Raw genomic sequence first — 18866 nt, forward strand, 5'->3', positions numbered from 1 at the left:
CGGCACAGGTCGCGGGGCACGAGCGGTCCCTTGACGAGCCGGACGGCCTTCACGACCATGACGTGGCCGGCCGAGCCGCACAGAGGGGCTGATCCCGTGACGTCCGTGACCGAGGCTCCGCCCCCGGGCCGGCAGGCCGGCCGCGATCCCGGCCGGGCCCGGTCCCGGCGGGCCGCCGACCACGGCGCCTGGTTCCTGGTGCTGCCCGCCCTCCTTCCCATCCTCGTCCTCAGTGTCGGCCCGCTGCTGCACGGGGTCCTGCTGGCCTTCACCGACGCCCAGTCGGGCCGCACCCGGGACACGCAGTGGATCGGCGCCCTCAACTTCCGGGACCTGCTGCACGACACGCTGTTCTGGGAGTCGTTCCGGATCGGCCTGGTGTGGGCGGTGGGGGTGACCCTGCCGCAGTTCCTGCTCGCCCTGGGCCTCGCCCTGCTGCTGAACCAGGACCTCCGACTGCGCTGGCTGGCCCGGGCCCTGGCGATCGTCCCCTGGGCCATGCCCGAGGTCGTCGTCGGCGTCATGTGGCGGCTGGTCTACCACCCCGACGCCGGGGTGCTGAACGAGACCCTGCGCGACCTCGGTCTGGGCGGCGGACGGGACTGGCTCAGCAGCCTGGCCACCGCACTGCCCGCCGTGATCCTCGTCGGCGTCTGGGCGGGCATGCCCCAGACGACGGTCGCCCTCCTCGCCGGCCTGCAGAACACCCCGCGCGAACTCCACGAGGCCGCCGCGGTCGACGGCGCGGGCGCCTGGCGCCGGTTCCGCACGGTCACCTGGCCCGCCCTGAGACCCGTCGCCCTGGCCGTCACGGCCCTCAACCTCATCTGGAACTTCAACTCCTTCGCCTTGGTCTACGTCCTCACCAGCGGCGGCCCGGGCGGCCGGACCCGGCTGCCGATGCTGTTCGCCTACGAAGAAGCCTTCCGCTACGGCCAGTTCGGCTACGCGGCGGCGATGGGCTGCGTGATGGTGGCGCTCGTCTCGATCGCGCTGGCCGTGTTCCTGGCCGGGCGCCTGCGGGCAGGTGACGACACGTGAGGACGAGCGCCCCGGCCCGTGCCGGCCAGTACGCCGCGCTGCTGGCCTACCTCGTCTTCCTGGCCTTCCCGTTCCTGTGGCTGCTCTCCACCGCGTTCAAGCCGCCCCGCGAGCTGGGCAGCCTGCACCCCACCTGGATCCCGCGCGAGGCCACCCTCGGCAACTTCCGCCAGGCCTTCGACGAGCAGCCGCTGCTGCACGCCGCCCTCAACTCCTTGCTGGCCGCCGCCTCGGCAGCGGTCGTCGCCGTGCTGATCGCCACGCCCCTGGCCTACGTGCTGGCCCGGCGCCGCACCCGGCTCACCCGGGCGGTGACGGGCTGGGTGGTGGTCAGCCAGGCGTTCCCGTTCGTGCTGCTGATCATCCCGCTGTTCCTCGTGCTGAAGAACCTCCGGCTGATCGACTCCGTGCCGGGGCTGGTGCTGGTGTACGTGGTGTGGGCCCTGCCGTTCGCGCTGTGGATGCTCACCGGTTACGTCCGGGCCGTGCCGCCCGAGCTGGAGGAGGCCGCAGCCGTCGACGGGGCGGGCCGGCTGCGGACCCTGGTGTCGGTGACCGCGCCGCTGCTCGCGCCGGGCCTGGTGGCGACGGCGCTGTTCGCCTTCGTCACCGCGTGGAACGAGTTCTTCTTCGCGCTGGTGCTGCTCAAGACACCGGAGAAGCAGACGCTGCCCGTCGTCCTCACGCACTTCATCGGCGCGGAGGGCGTCGCCGACCTCGGGCCGCTCGCCGCCGCCGCGTTCCTCGCGACCCTGCCCTCCCTGGTCGTCTTCGCGATCGTCCAGCGGCGCATCACCGGCGGCATGCTCACCGGAGCGGTGAAGAGCTGATGCGCGCCCGCCCGCCGGCCCTCGTCCTGGCCCTGGTCCTGGCGCTGCTCCTCGCGGGCTGCTCCACCGGCGACGGCAGCGACGACGGCGGCCCCCTCACCTTCCGCTTCCAGTCCCTGGCCTGGCAGGAGGAGTCCGTCCGGGCCACCGAGGAACTGGTGGAGGAGTGGAACGCCACCCACCCGGACGTGCGCGTCGAGTACGTGCAGGGCAGCTGGGACAGCGTCCACGACCAGCTCCTCACCGCCTTCGAGGGCGGCGAGGCGCCCGACATCATCCACGACGCCTCCGACGACCTCGCGGACTTCGCCTACGGCGGCCACCTCGCCGACCTCACCGGCCTGCTGTCCGCCCGGCTCAGGTCGGACATCCCGCGGCGCAGCTGGGAGACGACCACGTTCGGCGACGGCGTGTACGGCGTGCCGTTCCTGCAGGAACCGCGCGTGCTGATCGCCGACCGGACGCGGCTGGAGCGGGCGGGGGTGCGGATCCCGACCCCGGAACGGCCGTGGAGCTGGGCCGAGTTCCGCCGGATCACGGCACGCCTGAGCGGCCCGGGGAAGTACGGCGTCGCCTGGCCGCTCAAGGAGCCCGTCTCCGCCACGCTCAACCTCTCGCTGTCGGCGGGCGGCCGGCTCTTCCACCGCGGGCCCGACGGCAGGGTCACCGTCCGCTTCGACGAGGCCGACCAGATCGTGCCGCGCATCGTCCACGAGCAGGTGAACACCGACCGCAGCGCCTCGCCCACCACCCTGGGCAGCGGCGGCTCGGACACCCTGCCCGGGTTCTTCGGCGGCCGGTACGCCATGGTCCCGCTGGGCTTCTCCTACCGGCAGCAGATCGTCCAGCAGGCCCCGGAGGGCTTCGAGTGGCAGGTGCTGCCCGCCCCGGCCGGCGCCGCCGGGCTCACCCAGGGCGTCAGCCCCCAGACCCTGTCCATCGCCGAGGACTGCCCGCACAAGCGTGAGGCCGCCGCGTTCCTGGACTTCCTGCTGCGCCCGGAGAACATGGTCCGGCTCGCCCTCGGCGACTGGATGCTGCCCACCGGCACCGAGGCCCTGCGCGACCCGGCGCTGCGCACCGCCCGGCACGGCTGGGCCACCGGCACCGCCCTCGCCGCACACCTGAGCCCGGCACCCGCGCAGACGGTCCGGGGCTACCCGGAGTGGAAGGACAAGGTGGCGACACCGGCGCTGCAGGAGTACTACAGCGGAGCGATCGGCCTCGACGACCTGCGCGACCGCCTGGAGAAGGACGGCAACCTGGTCCTCGCCCGGTACCAGCGCTGACCCCCGGCAGACGTCGATCTGGGGTGGCCCGGGTCCCCGAAGGGTGCGGGAACATCCGGGCTCAGTCAACCGTGAAGGTCGCGGTCTTGTCGTCGAAGGCGGTGTCGCCGTCGTCCGCCGTGGCGAGGGTGGCGACGTGCCAGCGGCCCTTGGCGGACTCGGCGGCCTCGGCAGCGGTCACCGTGACCTTGTAGGTGCAGCGGGCGGTGTCGTCACCGGTGGGCTTGCACGTGGCCGACTCCACGGCGGCCAGGTCCTTCTCGGTCAGCGGGTTCTTCGCGACGGTGGGGGAGTTCGCGGGCCAGGCCAGCACCTTGAGACCCTTGACGCCGGAGTCCGCCGTGACGTCGGTCGTGAAGGTGAAGGAACCCTCGCGGTCCGTGGCCGGGGCCTGGTAGCGGGCGGTGCTGTTGTCCAGGACGGGCCGCTGCTCCCCGGCGTGGGCCAGGGCGAACGCTCCGGCACCGCCGAGGACGACGAGTGCGGCGGTCGAGCCCAGGATGATGCGTCGAGACATGTCGGTTCCCCCGTGGTCGTGTGCACTTCAGCGGCGCTCGGCTGCGTCGCTGCATCAATGATCACCGCGCGGGGGCAGCCCGGCCTTGAGTACGCGTACTCAACTGTGGCTGGGGACTTGGGCCCCTGGCCCTGCCCCCGAGGACGCCGAGCCGGTGAGCGGAAACCGTGTTGCACGAGACGTATCGTCTCGCCTAGGGTCGGTGGCATGACCCCTCGCGCGCACATCGCCATGTTCTCCATCGCCGCCCACGGCCACGTGAACCCGAGTCTGGAAGTGATCCGCGAACTCGTGGCCCGCGGCCACCGGGTGACCTACGCGATCCCGCCGGTGTTCGCCGGGAAGGTCGCCGGCACCGGTGCGGAGGTCAAGCCCTGGACCTCGACGCTGCCCTCGCCCGACGACGACCCGGAGGCGTGGGGGAGCACGCTGCTGGACAACGTGGAGCCGTTCCTCGACGACGCGATGCAGGCCCTCCCGCAGCTCGCCGAGGCGTACGAGGGTGACGAGCCGGACCTCGTCCTGCACGACATCGCCGCGTACCCCGGCCGGGTCCTCGCCCACCGCTGGGGCGTGCCCGCGATCTCCCTCTCCCCGGCGATGGTGGCCTGGGAGGGGTACGAGCAGGAGGTCGCCGAGCCCTTGTGGGAGGAGCCGAGGAGGACCGAGCGGGGCCGCGCCTACTACGCCCGGTTCGGTGCCTGGCTGGAGGAGAACGGCATCGCGCTGCACCCCGACGCGTTCGCGGGCCGGCCCGACCGCTCGATCGTCCTGATCCCCAAGGCGCTCCAGCCGAACGCCGACCGGGTCGACGAGCGCGTGTACTCCTTCGTCGGCGCCTGCCAGGGCGACCGCACCGCCGAGGGCGGCTGGCAGCGGCCGGCCGGGGCCGGCAGGGTCGCGCTCGTCTCACTCGGGTCCGCCTTCACCAAGCAGCCCGAGTTCTACCGGGAGTGCGTGAAGGCTTTCGGCGACCTGCCCGGCTGGCATTTGGTGCTCTCGATCGGCAAGCACGTCGACCCGGCCGGTCTCGGGGACGTCCCCGGGAACGTCGAGGTGCACTCCTGGGTGCCGCAACCGGCCGTGCTGCGGCAGGCCGACCTGTTCGTCACGCACGCCGGCGCGGGCGGCAGCCAGGAGGGTCTGGCCACGGCCACGCCGATGATCGCCGTACCGCAGGCCGCGGACCAGTTCGGCAACGCCGAGACGCTCCAGTCCCTGGGCGTCGCCCGGTACCTGCCGACCGAGGAGGCGACCGGCGCGGCACTGCGCGCCGCGGCCCTCGACCTCGTCGACGACCCGGAGGTCGCCCGGCGCCTGAAGCAGATCCAGGCGGACATGGCCCGGGAGGGCGGCACGCGACGCGCGGCCGACCTCATCGAGGCCGAACTGGCGGCCCGCAGGCCCTGGACCGGCCTCCGGCGCCGGTTCACCCGTCACACCGCGACGGCCTGACGGGTGAGGGGCAGCCGGGCGTGGTCGAGCGTGGCGTCCATGCGCGCCGACTGCCCGCGGGTGAACATGAACATCGCGGCGTCGTCGGTGTAGTCCATGTAGTTCATGAACATGTCCCCTTCCGGTCCGTTGCCGCACGTCACGTGGGGGAAGGCGGGGGAACCGGTGTTGGGTCCGCCCTGGTTGGGGGTGTCCGCCACGAAGTCGTCGCCGCTGCATCCCTCGTCGTCGTCGCCCCAGATGTGCCGCAGGTTCAGCCAGTGCCCGATCTCGTGCACGGCCGTGCGGCCGCCGTCGAAGGGCGCCGTCGCGGTGCCGGTGGTGCCCAGGGCGGTGTGGGTGACGACCACCCCGTCCGTGGAGGCGGCGCCGCCCGGGAACTGGGCGTAGCCCAGCAGCCCGCGACGCAACTGGCAGACCCAGAGGTTCAGATAGATGTCGGCGGGCCAGGCGTCCTGACCCCCGCTCAGGCTGAACTTGACCAGATCGTCGGTGCCCCAGTGGTCGACCGTGGTCCCGGTGCGCGTGATGCCGTCCGTGGGGCGGCCCAGCGGGTCGGTCCGGGCCAGGTGGAACTGCAGGTGGGTGTCGGCCACCAGGTCCCGCCACACCGCGGGCACTTGGCTCACGTCCTCGTTGCGTGCCCGGAAGTCCCGGTTCAGCACGTCGATCTGACTGTGGATCTGGGCGTCGCCCACGTTCTGCTCGGGGTGGCTGTGCACGACATGGACGACGACGGGGATGTCGATCGGGCCCTGCCGGCCGGTCGCCTGGTCCATCGACTCGTAGGCGAACGCGGTGTTCTCGATCAGGGCCCGGTTCTCGGCGTACTCCGGGTTCAGGGTGAGGAGTCTGCGGTGCACCTCCATGGCGCCGCACCAGCGGCTGTAGTCGGGCGAGGTGGCGCGAAGGAATGCCTGCGCATCGGACATGGCGTGCCCCTTCGAGGGAAGCGGGGACGTGCCGCGCACGCGGTTGCGGAACTGCGCGTCTGAGACGCGTCGCGAGGGCCGGGCGCCGTCGGGCGGAGCGGTCGGTTGCCCGTTCCCTCCGAACCCATACACTGGTAATTCTAGTCATTTCGGCTGAAGAGCGGCAATGCCGACCCTGTCGGACGAGTGAGGTGGACCGGGTCATGCGAGAGCCCCCGCCGGGCCTGTTCCGCTCGTGGCTCCACTCCTACGAGGAGGACCACGAGGACGTACGGGTCTACCGGCCGGACGACTTCCCCTTCCCGCCGGCGCGCGGCCGCCGCGGCATGGAGTTCGCCCCCGACGGCACCCTCGTCGACCACCCGCTGGGCCGCGGCGACGCCCCCGCTGCCGTACCCGGCCGCTGGCGGCTCGTGTCGGACCGTCACCTCGCGCTGACCTTCGGAGGGACCCGCCCCGCCCGGCAGCTGGAGATCGTGCGCTGCGACGAGCGGGTGCTCGAGGTCAGGCGCCTGGAGCAGTGAACCCCTGCCTCCCCGGGCCACCCGAAGTTGAACGAGAAACCTCACGGTTGCACCGTCAACTTCATGGGCTGCAAGGACACTTGCCACCCCGCACTGAGCAGCGGAAACTGTAAGTGATGACGTGGAGCCCACCGACACTCCGACTCTGCGCCGCCCCGACGGACAAACACGGGGGTGACCCGGTGGAGAACGAACTGCACATCCTCCTCACCGAGGAGGACGCGGAAGCCGAACGCGTCGCGGAGCTGACCGGCCACCTGCGCGAGGAGTTGCTCGACCTCGACGTGGAGGACGTCACCACGGTCCCCGGCGGCGAGGTCCCGCCCGGAGCGCGGGCCGTGGACGTCACCCAGATCGGTGCCCTGCTGGTGACTCTGGGCAGCTCGGCGACCGCCCTGAACCAGGTGATCAGCGTGATCCGGTCGTGGCTGGGCCGTCGCCACGAGACCCGTCCGTCCCTGCGCCTGCAGATGGGGGACGACGTCCTGGAGGTGTCCGAGGCCACCGAGGACCAGGTCGCCGAGGCGTTCAGGACCTTCGTCGAGCGCCACGCGAAAGCCGGAGCCGAGCCATGACGGATTCCCGGCACGCACTGATCATCGCCAACGACCGGTACGCCGACCAGGGACTCAAGCAGCTCAGGGCGCCCGCCCAGGATGCCGGGGCTCTGGAGCGGGTGCTGCACGACCCGCAGATCGGCGACTTCGAGGTGGAGGTCGTGCACAACGCCTCGGCCGACCTCATGCGCCGGCGCATCCAGGGCTTCTTCACGGACCGCCGCCGCGCCGACACGCTCCTTCTGCACTTCTCCTGCCACGGCCTCAAGAGCGAGTCCGGCGAGCTGTACTTCGCCGCGAGCGACACCGAGCCCTCGCTGCTGGCCGCCACCGCCGTCCCCTCGCAATTCGTCCGCGGCTGCATGTCCGCCACCCGGGCGGGCCGCAGCGTCCTGTTCCTCGACTGCTGCTACGGCGGCGCCTTCTCCCGGGGCTCGGGCTCCGTGCGTGCCTCCGGAGAGGTCAACGTCCTCGAGTCCTTCGCGAAGGACGAGCCGGACAGCGGGCGGGGCTGGGCCGTCATCACCGCGTCCGACTCCATGGAGTACTCCTTCGAGGGCGACGAACTCGCCGAGAACTCCGCTCCGCACCCCTCGTTGTTCACCCGCGCGGTGGTCGAAGGCCTGGAGACGGGCGAGGCCGATCTCGACGCCGACGGTCACGTCTCCCTCGACGAACTGTACGAGTACGTCTTCCGGCACGTACGGGAGCAGAACCCCCACCAGACGCCGAAGAAGGCGGCGGAGCTGCAGGGGGAGCTGCACCTGGCGCACAGCCGGCGCGGCGGCATCAAGATCGTGGCCCTCCCGTCGCCGCCCGCCCTGAGGACGGCCATGAGCAGCGACGAGTTCCTCACCCGGCGGGGCGCCGTCACGGAGTTGTGTGCTCGCCTGCAGCGCCCGGAGCTGCCCGTGGCGGAAGGGGCGCGTCAGCACCTGGCGGAGGTCGCCCAGAACGAAGTCCAGCCCCTCGCCGACCAGGCGGCCGCCGCCCTGCGCGAGATCCGCCTGGCACCGTCCCCGGACCACCTGGACTTCGGCCGCGTTCCGAAGGGCTCGCACCCTCCCCGGCGGACCGTGACCCTGCACGGCCCACCCCTGGCACGGCACTGCCTGGCCCAGCCCAAGCAGTCGTGGCTGCGGGTCGATCCGACCCGGAGCGGCCTCGAGGTCCACGTCGACACGGCTCGCACGGGGCACCTGTCCGGCGACCTCGCGTTGAAGGGCGTGGCCGACGAATCGGTGATCCACGTCGAGGCCGAGGTGACCCCCGCGGACGACGCTCCCGAGCCGCGCGGACCGGACGCCGCGAACCGCTCCCGCACGCCGAAGCCGCCGGCGGGCGGCGAGCGGCCCACGGTGGTGTTCGCTCCGCCGCGCGTCCCACCCCCGCCGAAGGAGCCGCCCCGGACCGGCGAGAACCGGGAACCGACGGGCCGCACCACCTCGTCCCGGCGCGCTCCCGCCCTCGCCGGTGCCGCCCTCGCCCTCGCCGTCACGGCGCTCGCCCTGCTCTTCATGACCCTGCAGAGGGCCGTGATGGCCGTCACCGCGCGGGTCGACGCAGGGTCCACGGGGCAAGTCGAGGACAGTGTCCGCGCGCAGGGGGCACTCACCCCGCTGATCGTCTGCCTGGTCACCGGTGCGGCGGCGCTGATCGCCGGCGCGTTCGCCCGGCACGATCTGGACGCACGGCGCGAGCGCTACACGCGGCGGGCGGCGAGTGGCACGCACACCCTGACCTCCGTGGCGAAGGGCCTGGCGATCCCCGCCCTGACCCTGGCGGTCCTCGCGGGCATCACCTATCTCGTGGGCAGCGGCGAGTGGTGACCACCGGCCGCAGCTCGGCCGGTGGTCCGCGGCACCGAGGCGCGGCGGGGCGTGGAAGGGCCCGTCGGCCGCCCCGGCAGCCGACGGGCCCGTCGCACATCGCGCCGCTCAGACCTTGAGCGGTGCGCCCTCGTCGTCCCGTGCCGCCGCCCGCGCGACCGCCTGCGGCGCCTCGTCGTGGGTGAGGTCGGGCATCCGGTGCAGCCACTTGGGCAGGTACCAGTTGCGCTCCCCGAGCAGGGCCATCACCGCCGGGAGCAGCACGCCCCGGATGATCGTCGCGTCGATGAGGACGGCCGCCGCGAGGCCCACGCCCATCTGCTTCATGGACTGCATGGACAGCGTCCCGAAGATGGCGAACACGGCGACCATGATGACCGCGGCGCTCGTGACGACCCCCGCCGTGGTGACCACGCCGTGCCGGATCGCGTCCTTCGTCTCCAGCCCGCGCAGCCGCGCCTCACGGATCCGCGACACCACGAACACGTGGTAGTCCATCGACAGGCCGAACAGGATCACGAACAGGAACAGCGGCAGCCAGGTGATGATCGCGCCGACGCCCTCGGCGCCGACCAGGGACGCGCCCCAGCCGTGCTGGAAGACCGCCACGAGGATGCCGTACGCGGCGCCCACCGACAGCAGGTTCAGCACGATCGACGTCAGCGCGATCGTCAGCGAGCGGAACGACAGCAGCATCAGCGCGAAGGCGAACACCACCACGAACGCGAACACCGGCACCACCGCCCCGGCCAGCTGGTCGTTGAAGTCCTTCGACCCGGCCACCTGCCCGGTGATCGGAGCCTCCAGGCCCTCCACCCTGCCGAGCGTGGCCGGACGCACCTCGTCGCGCAGCTTGTCCAGGCTCTGCCCGGCCTTGTCCAGGTCGGAGCCGCCCACCAGCGGCACGTAGACGAACGCCACGTTCTGCGCGTCGTGCAGCTTGATCTCCACCGGGCCGCGGGAGGCGCCCGAACTGATCGCCCGGTCACGGAAGTCGGCGAGCGCCGCCTTCACCTCCGGCGCGTTGACGTCCCGCGCCCTGACGACCACCTCGGCCGGCTCCGAACCGCCCGGGAAGGCCTCGTTGAGCCGGTTGTACGTCTGCACGATCGGCAGCGAGTCGCCGAACTCCTGGTCCAGCGTGAGCTGCTGCGTCTTCATGCCGAGCGCGGGAGCCGCGATGGCGAGCAGCGCCCCGGCCGCCACCGCCACGGAGACCACCGGACGGGCCAGGACGCGCCGCAGCACGGCCGTCCAGAACCGGCTGTCCCCGCGGGCGGCCCGCTTGCGCCGGCGCAGGAAGGGGATACGGCCCTTCTCCACCCGCTCGCCGAGCAGCGACAGCAGGGCCGGCAGCACGGTCACGGACCCGACCATGGCCACGGCGACCACCATCAGCGAGGCCAGGCCCATCGCCTCGAACTCGGCGAGCCCGGTGAACAGCATGCCCGCCATCGCCACGCACACCGTGACGCCCGAGACCACGATCGCCCGGCCGCTGGTCGCGGCGGCGATCCGCAGCGCCGTCTGCGCGTCCCGCCCGGCCTCGCGCTCCTCGCGCTCGCGGCGCAGGTAGAACAGGCAGTAGTCGACGCCGACCGCCATGCCGACCAGCAGCATCACGGAGTTGGCGGTCTCGCTCATCGGCATGACGTGGCTGACGACGCCCATCAGGCCCATCGTCGCCATGATCGCGGTGACGGCGAGCGCCACCGGCAGCAGCGCGGCGACCAGCGCCCCGAACGCGATGAGCAGGATGCCGAGCGCGACCGGCACCGCCGAGTACTCGGCCTTCTTGAAGTCGTCGCCGAACGCGTCGTCGAACGTCTTCATCATGCTGGCGCCGCCGATCTCCTCGATCCGCAGCGACGGGTGGTCCTCCTGCACCCCCTCGACGGCCTTCAGCACCGGCTCGACCCGCTCGCCGGCGGTGTCGGACGGGCCGCGCATGTCGAACTGCACCAGCGCGCTGCGCCCGTCCTTCGAGATCGTCTTCGCCTCGTAGGGAGAGGTCACGTCGGTGACCCGGCCGGTCGCCTCCACGGCCTCCACGACCGCCGTGACGGCGTCGCGGAACTCGGCGTCGGTCGCCTGGAGGCCGCCGCCCCGGGCCTGGATGAGGACGGTCTCACCGGCCGGTTCCTCGATGCCGGCGTCCTCGACGATCCGCGCGGCGGTGTGCGTCTCGCCCTTCAGCTGGTCGCTGTCCTTGACGTCGACCCGGCCGGCCGCCGAACCGAGTCCCATCGCCAGGACGACGAACAGGACCCAGATGCCGACCGCGGCCCATCGGTGCCGGGCGCTCCAGCCGCCGGCCCGGGCGGCGAACCCCCGCACCCGTGTTTCTCCGTTGCCCATGACGGGTCTGCCCCCTCGTGCCTCGGCGGCGGCCCCCTGCCGCCCGCTTCCGTCTCGAAACTAGGCGCCGGGCAAGACCATCTCGTCGTGCTGGCCGGTGAAGTGGCGGGGCCGGTGTCCTCCCCTCGGACCTGGCCCTCTCCCCACTGGGGAGGACCCGCACCGACCGTGGTCCCTTACACCTATAGGGACGCACCCCGAGGCCGCCGGGGTGTGTGGATCCTGGGCAGACGGTTGTGCCGCGCGGCGACCCGTGAGTAATTTCGGGGCCGGGCAGCGGCCCGCCCGGCCGTCGTGCCCGCCCCCACGGGGCACGACGGCCGCCTCAGGGCCTGGCATCGGGACCATGCCGACCCGAGCGGGGCAGGCATTCCCGCCGGCCCGGTCCGGACGACGGGCCGTAGGCCGTGTCCGCGGAGTCCCTCCTGCCCTCCGGGCGGACGGACGGACTCCGCGGACACGACCTAGGGTGAGCGGATGACGACGACTTACGCGGCCCTGCTGCGCGGGATCAACGTGGGCGGCAGCCGGAAGGTCCCGATGGCCGAACTGCGCGCGCTCCTGACCGACCTGGGCCACGGCGACGTGGCCACCTACCTCCAGAGCGGCCAGGCCGTGTTCTCCGCCGCGCACGGCGACGAGGAGTCGCTGGCCGCCGGGATCGCGCAGGCCGTCGAGCAGCACTTCGGATTCGCTGTCGACGTGATCGTGCGCGACCACGCCTACCTGAGGGCGATCGCCGAGGGCTGCCCCTTCCCGGCCGCCGGCCTGGAGCCGAAGCAGCTCCACGTCACCTACTTCTCCGCACCCGTCACCCCCGACCGCTTCGCCGGGATCGACCCGGCCGCCCACCTCCCGGAGGAGTTCCGCCTCGGCGACCGCGCCCTGTACCTGTACGCCCCGGACGGCCTGGGCCGCTCGAAGCTGGCCGAACAACTGGCCAGGCCCCGCATCACCCGGAACCTGATCGCCACGACCCGCAACTGGAACACCGTCCTCAAACTGGTGGAGATGACGGATGCCTGAGCCCGACCCCGGCATCCGGGCGGCCGTCGAGGGCGAGCTGGCCCTGCTCGACCCCCGCACGGGCCGCTCGCCCGAGCGGGTCGAGGCGCTGCTGCACCCGGACTTCCACGAGTTCGGCGCCTCCGGGCGGCACTGGGACCGGGCCGGGATCATCGCCCTGCTGACCGAGGCCGACGCCGGCGACCGGCCCGCCGCGACGACCGGCATGCGCGGGGTGCGGCTCGCCCCGGACCTGGTCCACCTCGTCTACGACACGGAACTCGACGGCCGCCTGGCGCACCGCAGTTCGCTGTGGCGGCGGACGGACGGCGCGTGGCGGCTGTACTTCCACCAGGCGACCCCGTTCGGCCCGCCGACCCGGTGACCCGGTAGGCCGGTCACCCCTCCCGGGCGGGCCGGCCCCGCCGCGTGTGAACAGGCGGGTCGCCGCAGCCGTACCTACGGGCGACGGACGGCACGGACACGGAGTCTCGCCCGAGGGAGCGCACGGCCGGCGACAGGAGCGCGCAGTCATGACCGACACCCACCTCGTCTACGCCTACGCGGTCCTGCGCCGCACCCCCGAGGCCGCCGCGGCGGCGGCACACCTGCGCGGCGTGGCCGGAGAACCGGTCCGTCTGGTGGATCCGGCGACCGACGCCTCGCCCCTGTCCTTCGCCGTCGGCCCGGTACCGCCCGGCGACTACGCCGAGGCCCCCCTACAGGCGCATCTGGACAACCTGGACTGGCTGGAGTCCACGGTCCGCTCCCACCACGGCGTGGTGGCGGGCCTGGTCGCCTCCGGCACGGCCGTCCTGCCCCTGCGCCTCGCCACGGTCTACCCCGACGAGCACAGCGCCCGGCACGCCCTCGACACCCGCCGCGACTACTTCCTCTCCCTGCTGGCCCGCCTCACCGGGCACGTGGAACTCGGCGTCAAGATCTACGCCGCGCCGGACGCCGTCCCGCCGGGGAGCGATCCGCGGAGCACCCAGGAGGCGGCGCCGGGGCTCGGGGTGGGCCGGGCCTACCAGGCCCTGCGCCGCCGCAGGCAGCGCAGGACCGAGGAGGCCTGGCACGCGGTCGTCCACGGCGCGGCGCGCCTCACCGAGACCGCCGGGGTCCTCTCCGTCGACCGTGTCGCCCACAGCCCCGAGCGGACCGGCCCGGCGGGGCGCGGCACGACCCTGGGCAACGACGCCTACCTCGTCCCCCGGGACCGCGTCGACGCCTTCCGCACGGGCGTCCTCGCCGTCGCCCGGGGCATCCCCGGACTGCGCGTGGAGGTCACCGGCCCGTGGGCCCCGTACTCCTTCGCCCTCCAGCCGGAACCCGCGCCGTGACGCCGTCCGTTCCGTGAGGGCGTTCGCGCCTTCCCGGCCGTCCGGTCAGGACGCCGTCCGTGCCGCCCGGGGTGGCGGCTCAGGCGCTCGCGGCCCGCAACGCCGGTACGCGCGCCGCCTCGTAGCGCTCCAGCACCACCCGGGCCACCTCGGGCGCCGGACCCAGGACGTCCGCGAGGACGTCCGCCTCCGCCGCGCCCCGGGCGATGCGGTCGGGCAGGAAGCCCGGTGCCAGGACGTAGGGGGCGACGGCCACCCGGGAGCAGCCGAGGGCGCGCAGTGCGCGGACCGCGTCCTGCGTGCGGGGCAGGGAGGCGGAGGCGAACGCGGGCCGCACGGCGCACCAGCCGGTGTGCCGCCACTCCCGCGCGATTGCTGCGATCACCGCGTTCGCCTCCGGGTCGGAGGACCCCGCCGAGGCCAGTACGACCCCGGTCGAGGACTTGTCGGCGGGCGTCAGACCCGCCTCGTACAGCCGCCGCTCCAGCGCCGTGAGCAGCAGCGGGGAGGGGCCGAGGACCTCCGCCTGGCGGATGCGCAGCCGCGCGGGCGCCTCCGCAAGGACCGCCGGGATGTCCGCCTTGGCGTGGAAGGCCCGGGTGAGCAGCAGGGGCAGCGCCACGACGTCACGGACGCCCTGGACCGCCAGGGACTCCAGCACCCCCTGCACGGACGGCACGTTGAAGTCCAGGAAGCCGGTCTCCACCCGCACGCCGGGGCGCAGCGCGCGCACCCGGCGCACCAGGGCGTGCACGGTCGCGGCATGGCGCGGGTCGCGGCTGCCGTGGGCGATGACCAGGAGGACGGGCGGCTGGATCATGTCACTCACTTCACGAGCAGGCCGCGGCTGCGCAGCACCCACCGCTCCAGCGGACTGAAGATCAGCAGGTCGATGGCGATGCCGACGATCAGGATGAGCAGGATGGCCTCGAACACCATGGCCATGTCGCTGGCGTTGCGGCCGTTCTCCAGCAACTGGCCCAGTCCGACACCGAGGTCGGGGAAGGAGGCGATGATCTCGGCCGCCATCAACGAGCGCCAGGAGAACGCCCAGCCCTGCTTCAGGCCGGCCACGTAGCCGGGCAGGGCCGCGGGCAGGACGATGTGCCAGGTGCCCTTCAGGCCGGTGGCGCCGAGGGTGCGGCCCGCGCGCAGGAACAGCGGCGGCACCTGGTCCACGCCCGACACCAGGCCGTTGGCGATCGAGGGCACCGCGCCGAGCAGGATCACCGCGTACATCATCGAGTTGTTCAGGCCCAGCCAGATGACCGCCGGCGGGACCCAGGCGACCGACGGCAGGGACTGCAGGCCGGACAGGATCGGGCCGATGGCCGCGCGGACGAACTTGACCCGGGCGACCAGCAGGCCCAGCGGGGTGCCGATCACCAGGGCCAGGCAGAAGCCGAGCAGACCGCGCGAGACGCTGGTCCAGATGTAGCCGAGCAGTTCGCCCTCGAGCCACGCGGTGTGCACCACGTCCCACACCGCGGACGGTGCGGGCAGCTTGGTCGGATCGTCGACGATCTTGAAGGAGACCAGGGCCTGCCAGACGGCCATCACCAGCGCCACGGCGAGCACCGGGGGGAAGATCTTCTCGGTGAGTGTCTGCCGGAACGGCTTGCGGCCGGTCGGCACCGTCTCCAGTGCGTCCAGGCCCGCCTCTAGCCCGGCGAGATCGCTGCCGTCCTTGGTGACGGTCGTGGCATCAGTGCTGGCCATGGCGGCGGATCTCCCCACGCAGTTCTTCGGTGATCTCGACGGACAGTTCCGCGACGGCGGTGTCCTCGATGCGGCGCGGGTGCGGGATGTCCACCGTCCACTCGCGGGCGATCCGCCCCGGGCGGGAGGACAGCAGCACCACGCGCTGCGCGAGCCGGACCGCCTCGCGCACGTTGTGCGTGACGAACAGCACCGACACCTGCGTCTCGCGCCAGATGCGGGTCAGCTCGTCGTGCAGCACGTCCCGGGTGATGGCGTCCAGCGCCGCGAACGGCTCGTCCATCAGCAGCAGGTTGCTCTCCTGGGCGAGCGCCCGGGCCAGCGCCACCCGCTGGCGCATCCCGCCGGACAGCTCGTGGACGCGCTTGCCGTGGGCGCCCTTCAGCCGGACGAGCCCGAGCAGTTCCTCGGCCCGCTCCCGGCGTTCGGCCTTCGCCATGCCCCGCAGTTTCAGGGCGAGTTCGATGTTCTTGCCCGCGGTCAGCCACGGGAACAGGGCGTGCTCCTGGAACATCAGCGCCGGACGCCCGTCCGTGGTGATCTCGCCGGCGCTCGGCCGGTCCAGGCCCGCCACCAGGTTGAGCAGGGTCGACTTGCCGCAGCCGGAGGCACCCAGCAGGGTGACGAACTCTCCGGGCGCGACGTCGAGGGTGATGTCGTCGAGGACGAGCTGCTGTCCGGCGGGGCCCGCGAACGACTTCGAGACATGCTCGATCCGTGCGGCGTGTGTGGCCGCCTCGGTGCCGTCGGCGGCCTTGGCGAGGGTCGTGGCCATGGTCGTCACCTCCTGGGAGTGTTCGGGATGCGGGCTCAGCCGACGCCGAGGCCGGCGTCGTCGACCGTGGGCTCGCCCTCGGCCTTCAGGACCTCGTTCAGCGGCGCGAGGTCGTAGATGCCCTTCAGGTCCGGCTTCTGCAGCAGGCCCGCCTTCACGGCGTGCTCCGCCTCGGTGCCGAGCGTGGAGGCCAGCGGATCGTCGGTGAACCGGATGGACTTCCACGCCGGGTCCAGCACGGCGGCGGGCAGGGCCTTGCCGGAGTCCCGCGCGAGCCGCTCGTTCGCGGCCCTTTTCGCCGCGTCCGGGTGGGCGTTGATCCACTGGTTGGTCCTGACCGAGCCCCGGAGCACGGCCTCGACCACCTTCGGGTGCTTCTCCAGGAAGTCCTGCCGCACGATGATGTTGGTGATCACGAACTTCCCGTCCGGCCACAGGCTCGACTCGTCCAGGAGCACCCGGCCGCCCTCGGCGACGAGCTTCGACGCGGTCGGCTCCGGCACCCACGCGCCGTCGACCGAACCGGACGCGAAGGCGTCCGGGGTGACCTTGTTGTCACTGCGGACGACCGTGACGTCGCCCTTGCCGCTCTGCGGGTCGACCTTCCAGCCCTGCTCCGCGACCCAGTTGAGGAACGCCACGTCCTGCGTGTTGCCCAGCTGCGGGGTGGCGATCCGCTTGCCCTCGACGTCCTTCAGGCTCGTGACCTTGTCCGGGTTCACCACCAGCTTCACCCCGCCGGAGGCCGAACCGCCGATGATGCGCAGGTTCTTGCCGGCCGACCTGGTGTAGCCGTTGAGGGCGGGGGAGGGGCCGATCCAGCCGATGTCGACGGACCCCGCGTTCAGCGCCTCGATCTCGGAGGGACCGGCGTTGAAGACGGCCGGCTCGGCCCGGGTGGCGCCGAGTTCCTTCTGGAAGAAGCCCTTCTGCATCCCCACCAGGGCGGTGCCGTGGGTCAGGTTGCCGAAGTAGCCGATCTTGACGCTGTCGAGACCGTCGATCCTCTTCGCCCCGGCGGCGACCCGGGCGGCGCCGTCGTCCTTGGCCTGCGATCCGTAGCCGCAGGCGGCCAGGGTCAGCAGGGGCAGCGCGGCCACGGCCGCGAGGCCGCGGCGCAGGGCGGATGGTGCAGGCACGGGAGGTGGTCCTCTCGGAGGCCCGGCGGTCACGGTCTGTCAGGTCGTGGCCGGGAGGTCGGCGGGTTTTCGGCGGCGGGGGTCGAGGGCGCGCGAGCGGTGCGCGGACATCAGCGCGCACATCGCGCCACTCCGCCCTGCCCGCTCCCCAGCACACCGCTGCCGACGCGGCCGCCCTCCTTGGCGAACAGGGAGTAGAAGTCCGGGGCGCTCATGTCAGAAGTCCCACCCGTCGTCCTCGGCCCGGTCCTTGACGGGCTCGGGGGCGGCGAAGGACTCCCCGACCATGCCGGCGGTGAGGGTGGTGCCGTCGTCGGGGTCGATCAGGATGAACGAGCCGGTGCGGCGCGAGTCGGCGTAGGAGTCGACCGGCAGCGGCTCGGCGGTCCGGATCTTGACCCGGCCGATGTCGTTGGCGACGAGCTGCCCCGGGTGCGGGTGCAGCGACAGGTCGTCCAGCGTCAGCCGGGACGGGATGTCCTTGACGATCGCCTTGACCGTACGCGTGCCGTGCTTGAGCAGCACCCGGTGGCCGACGGTCAGCGGGGCGTCCGCGACGTGGCAGACGGTCGCCTCGACGTCCTGCGTGGTCGCCGGGGCGTCCTTGCTCGGCACGATCAGGTCGCCGCGCGAGATGTCGATGTCGTCCTCCAGCAGGACGGTCACCGACTGCGTCGTCCAGGCCACGTCGACCGGTTCGCCCAGCAGGTCGATGCCGGAGATCTTCGAGGTGCGCCCCGACGGCAGCACGGTCACGGCCTCGCCGACCCGGAAGGAACCGGCCGCGATCTGGCCCGCGTAGCCCCGGTAGTCGGGGTGGTCCGCGCTCTGCGGCCGGATCACGTACTGCACGGGCAGCCGGGCGTGGCAGTGGCTCAGGTCGTGGCTGACCGGCACCGTCTCCAGGTGCTCCAGCACGGTCGGGCCGCCGTACCAGTCCATGTGCGAGGACGGGTCCACGACGTTGTCGCCCACCAGCGCCGAGATCGGGATCGCGGTGACCTCCGGCACGCCCAGCTCGGTGGCGTACGCCGTGAACTCCTCGGCGATCGCCGCGAACACCTTCTCCTCGTAGCCGACGAGGTCCATCTTGTTGACCGCGAGCACCACGTGCGGCACGCGCAGCAGGGCGGCGATGGCGGCGTGCCGCCGGGTCTGCTCCACGACGCCGTTGCGGGCGTCGACCAGGACGACCGTCAGCTCGGCCGTGGAGGCGCCGGTGACCATGTTCCGCGTGTACTGCACGTGCCCGGGGGTGTCGGCGAGGATGAACCGCCGCCTCGGCGTGGCGAAGTAGCGGTAGGCCACGTCGATGGTGATGCCCTGCTCCCGCTCGGCGCGCAGGCCGTCGGTCAGCAGCGCCAGGTCGGGCACGTCCTGCCCGCGGCTCGCGGAGGCGCGCTCCACGGCCTCCAGCTGGTCGGTGAGGACCGACTTGGAGTCGTGCAGCAGGCGGCCCACCAGGGTGGACTTGCCGTCGTCGACGGAGCCCGCGGTGGCGAAGCGCAGCAGGGTGGTGTCCGCGAGCTCCTCGGTGGTGATCGTGCTCATCT

17 protein-coding genes and 1 pseudogene are annotated in these 18866 nt (G+C 72.7%); 10 read left to right on the plus strand and 8 right to left on the minus strand.

Annotated elements, in window-relative coordinates; genetic code table 11:
- Window positions 1–96: 96 nt before the first annotated feature.
- From ACFYWG_RS22485 to ACFYWG_RS22495, 3 genes are read left to right on the plus strand one after another with little or no spacing between them, the layout of a single operon-like run.
- Complete coding sequence (locus ACFYWG_RS22485; protein ID WP_383500405.1) at window positions 97–1041, plus strand: carbohydrate ABC transporter permease; 945 nt, start codon at window positions 97–99, stop codon at window positions 1039–1041.
- On the plus strand, window positions 1038–1871 hold the full coding sequence (locus ACFYWG_RS22490; protein WP_383500402.1) for a carbohydrate ABC transporter permease: 834 nt from the start codon (window positions 1038–1040) through the stop codon (window positions 1869–1871). Before ACFYWG_RS22485 ends, ACFYWG_RS22490 begins: the two co-directional genes overlap by 4 nt.
- Window positions 1871–3160, plus strand: coding sequence for an ABC transporter substrate-binding protein (locus ACFYWG_RS22495; protein ID WP_389203085.1), 1290 nt, complete (start codon window positions 1871–1873; stop codon window positions 3158–3160). Before ACFYWG_RS22490 ends, ACFYWG_RS22495 begins: the two co-directional genes overlap by 1 nt.
- A gap of 61 nt (window positions 3161–3221) precedes the next feature.
- Here the strand turns inward: ACFYWG_RS22495 and ACFYWG_RS22500 are convergent, their stop codons facing one another.
- Complete coding sequence (locus tag ACFYWG_RS22500) at window positions 3222–3677, minus strand: DUF5707 domain-containing protein (RefSeq protein WP_389203087.1); 456 nt, start codon at window positions 3675–3677, stop codon at window positions 3222–3224.
- 167 nt (window positions 3678–3844) lie between these two features.
- Between ACFYWG_RS22500 and mgt the strand changes: the two are divergent.
- Window positions 3845–5132, plus strand: a pseudogene (gene mgt, locus ACFYWG_RS22505) (macrolide-inactivating glycosyltransferase).
- Here the strand turns inward: mgt and ACFYWG_RS22510 are convergent.
- Window positions 5114–6064 carry a zinc metalloprotease gene (locus ACFYWG_RS22510; protein ID WP_389203089.1) on the minus strand — a complete coding sequence of 317 codons (951 nt, stop codon included), beginning with the start codon at window positions 6062–6064 and terminating at the stop codon, window positions 5114–5116. The pseudogene mgt and the gene ACFYWG_RS22510 sit on opposite strands and share 19 nt — an antisense overlap.
- 203 nt (window positions 6065–6267) lie before the next feature.
- Between ACFYWG_RS22510 and ACFYWG_RS22515 the strand changes: the two genes are divergently transcribed.
- The 3 genes from ACFYWG_RS22515 to ACFYWG_RS22525 all read left to right on the plus strand — a co-directional run bounded on the left by ACFYWG_RS22515 (window position 6268) and on the right by ACFYWG_RS22525 (window position 8974).
- Window positions 6268–6588: a hypothetical protein gene (locus tag ACFYWG_RS22515; protein ID WP_383500390.1), complete on the plus strand. Its 321-nt coding sequence runs from the start codon at window positions 6268–6270 to the stop codon at window positions 6586–6588.
- Between the two features lie 182 nt (window positions 6589–6770).
- A complete protein-coding gene (locus ACFYWG_RS22520) occupies window positions 6771–7163 on the plus strand; it encodes a hypothetical protein (protein WP_383500387.1) in 393 nt (130 codons plus the stop codon).
- A complete protein-coding gene (locus ACFYWG_RS22525) occupies window positions 7160–8974 on the plus strand; it encodes a caspase domain-containing protein (protein WP_389203092.1) in 1815 nt (604 codons plus the stop codon). Before ACFYWG_RS22520 ends, ACFYWG_RS22525 begins: the two co-directional genes overlap by 4 nt.
- A 108-nt stretch (window positions 8975–9082) precedes the next feature.
- On the opposite strand, the gene ACFYWG_RS22530 is transcribed toward ACFYWG_RS22525, so the two are convergent.
- Complete coding sequence (locus ACFYWG_RS22530; protein ID WP_389203094.1) at window positions 9083–11332, minus strand: MMPL family transporter; 2250 nt, start codon at window positions 11330–11332, stop codon at window positions 9083–9085.
- A 477-nt stretch (window positions 11333–11809) separates the two neighbouring features.
- Between ACFYWG_RS22530 and ACFYWG_RS22535 the strand changes: the two genes are divergently transcribed.
- From ACFYWG_RS22535 to ACFYWG_RS22545, 3 genes are all read left to right on the plus strand, one after another.
- A complete protein-coding gene (locus ACFYWG_RS22535) occupies window positions 11810–12358 on the plus strand; it encodes a DUF1697 domain-containing protein (RefSeq protein ID WP_389203096.1) in 549 nt (182 codons plus the stop codon).
- Window positions 12351–12722, plus strand: coding sequence for a DUF4440 domain-containing protein (locus ACFYWG_RS22540; RefSeq protein WP_383500375.1), 372 nt, complete (start codon window positions 12351–12353; stop codon window positions 12720–12722). Before ACFYWG_RS22535 ends, ACFYWG_RS22540 begins: the two co-directional genes overlap by 8 nt.
- Before the next feature lie 148 nt (window positions 12723–12870).
- The gene (locus ACFYWG_RS22545) at window positions 12871–13680 is read left to right on the plus strand and encodes a GvpL/GvpF family gas vesicle protein (protein ID WP_389203098.1); all 810 of its coding nucleotides are present in this window, start codon (window positions 12871–12873) and stop codon (window positions 13678–13680) included.
- A gap of 79 nt (window positions 13681–13759) precedes the next feature.
- Here ACFYWG_RS22545 and ACFYWG_RS22550 read toward each other — a convergent pair whose 3' ends face one another.
- From ACFYWG_RS22550 to ACFYWG_RS22570, 5 genes are all read right to left on the minus strand, one after another.
- Window positions 13760–14500: a sirohydrochlorin chelatase gene (locus ACFYWG_RS22550; RefSeq protein WP_376325284.1), complete on the minus strand. Its 741-nt coding sequence runs from the start codon at window positions 14498–14500 to the stop codon at window positions 13760–13762.
- Window positions 14501–14505: 5 nt separating this feature from the next.
- Window positions 14506–15399, minus strand: a complete 894-nt coding sequence (locus ACFYWG_RS22555) for an ABC transporter permease (protein WP_383500366.1) — start codon at window positions 15397–15399, stop codon at window positions 14506–14508.
- Window positions 15386–16174, minus strand: a complete 789-nt coding sequence (locus tag ACFYWG_RS22560) for an ABC transporter ATP-binding protein (protein ID WP_376325290.1) — start codon at window positions 16172–16174, stop codon at window positions 15386–15388. Before ACFYWG_RS22560 ends, ACFYWG_RS22555 begins: the two co-directional genes overlap by 14 nt.
- 35 nt (window positions 16175–16209) lie before the next feature.
- A complete protein-coding gene (locus tag ACFYWG_RS22565) occupies window positions 16210–17313 on the minus strand; it encodes an aliphatic sulfonate ABC transporter substrate-binding protein (RefSeq protein ID WP_385417549.1) in 1104 nt (367 codons plus the stop codon).
- A gap of 216 nt (window positions 17314–17529) precedes the next feature.
- Window positions 17530–18864, minus strand: a complete 1335-nt coding sequence (locus ACFYWG_RS22570) for a sulfate adenylyltransferase subunit 1 (protein ID WP_376325296.1) — start codon at window positions 18862–18864, stop codon at window positions 17530–17532.
- Window positions 18865–18866 lie beyond the last annotated feature (2 nt).

This window comes from Streptomyces sp. NPDC003456 (assembly GCF_042878735.1).
Classification (GTDB): Bacteria; Actinomycetota; Actinomycetes; order Streptomycetales; family Streptomycetaceae; genus Streptomyces.

What these genes read in the sequence shown, in the direction of transcription:
- ACFYWG_RS22495 (WP_389203085.1), top strand. Translation starts at nt 1,871, where the DNA reads ATGCGCGCCCGCCCGCCGGCCCTCGTCCTGGCCCTGGTCCTGGCGCTG.
- ACFYWG_RS22500 (WP_389203087.1), bottom strand. Translation starts at nt 3,677, where the DNA reads ATGTCTCGACGCATCATCCTGGGCTCGACCGCCGCACTCGTCGTCCTC.
- ACFYWG_RS22510 (WP_389203089.1), bottom strand. Translation starts at nt 6,064, where the DNA reads ATGTCCGATGCGCAGGCATTCCTTCGCGCCACCTCGCCCGACTACAGC.
- ACFYWG_RS22515 (WP_383500390.1), top strand. Translation starts at nt 6,268, where the DNA reads ATGCGAGAGCCCCCGCCGGGCCTGTTCCGCTCGTGGCTCCACTCCTAC.
- ACFYWG_RS22525 (WP_389203092.1), top strand. Translation starts at nt 7,160, where the DNA reads ATGACGGATTCCCGGCACGCACTGATCATCGCCAACGACCGGTACGCC.
- ACFYWG_RS22530 (WP_389203094.1), bottom strand. Translation starts at nt 11,332, where the DNA reads ATGGGCAACGGAGAAACACGGGTGCGGGGGTTCGCCGCCCGGGCCGGC.
- ACFYWG_RS22535 (WP_389203096.1), top strand. Translation starts at nt 11,810, where the DNA reads ATGACGACGACTTACGCGGCCCTGCTGCGCGGGATCAACGTGGGCGGC.
- ACFYWG_RS22540 (WP_383500375.1), top strand. Translation starts at nt 12,351, where the DNA reads ATGCCTGAGCCCGACCCCGGCATCCGGGCGGCCGTCGAGGGCGAGCTG.
- ACFYWG_RS22545 (WP_389203098.1), top strand. Translation starts at nt 12,871, where the DNA reads ATGACCGACACCCACCTCGTCTACGCCTACGCGGTCCTGCGCCGCACC.
- ACFYWG_RS22550 (WP_376325284.1), bottom strand. Translation starts at nt 14,500, where the DNA reads ATGATCCAGCCGCCCGTCCTCCTGGTCATCGCCCACGGCAGCCGCGAC.
- ACFYWG_RS22555 (WP_383500366.1), bottom strand. Translation starts at nt 15,399, where the DNA reads ATGGCCAGCACTGATGCCACGACCGTCACCAAGGACGGCAGCGATCTC.
- ACFYWG_RS22560 (WP_376325290.1), bottom strand. Translation starts at nt 16,174, where the DNA reads ATGGCCACGACCCTCGCCAAGGCCGCCGACGGCACCGAGGCGGCCACA.
- ACFYWG_RS22570 (WP_376325296.1), bottom strand. Translation starts at nt 18,864, where the DNA reads ATGAGCACGATCACCACCGAGGAGCTCGCGGACACCACCCTGCTGCGC.